Origin of the sequence: Pseudomonas sp. FW305-28, assembly GCF_017351395.1 — a bacterium.
Classification (GTDB): domain Bacteria; phylum Pseudomonadota; class Gammaproteobacteria; order Pseudomonadales; family Pseudomonadaceae; genus Aquipseudomonas; species Aquipseudomonas fluorescens_AA.
The window spans coordinates 1-267 of the sequence record NZ_JACNDD010000318.1 but is presented as its reverse complement, the minus strand read 5'-3'; the positions used below and the strand labels follow the sequence as shown (position 1 = coordinate 267).

Sequence of the window (267 nt, the reverse complement as noted above, 5' to 3'; positions counted from 1 at the left end):
CGAGGCGCTGGTGCTGGCCGATGCCCAGCAGCGCCTGCTGGCCTACTTCAGCGCCACCGAGGCGCAAGAACCCAACGCCCTGCGCGCCCGCCTGGCAGCCGTGCTGCCGGACTACATGCTGCCGGCAGCTTTCGTCCAGGTGGACGGTTTCGCGCTGACCGCCAACGGCAAGCTCGACCGCCACGCCCTGCCCGAGCCCGACGAACAGCATTTCGCCCTGCACTGCTACGAAGCGCCCCAAGGGCCAGTGGAAACCCGACTCGCCGA

General features: G+C 69.7%; 1 protein-coding gene. It reads left to right on the top strand.

All coding sequences use genetic code 11. The features are described from left to right. Window positions 1-267 (top strand): hypothetical protein (locus tag J4E53_RS30620; protein WP_207268304.1); only part of this gene is annotated, 267 nt, incomplete at both ends.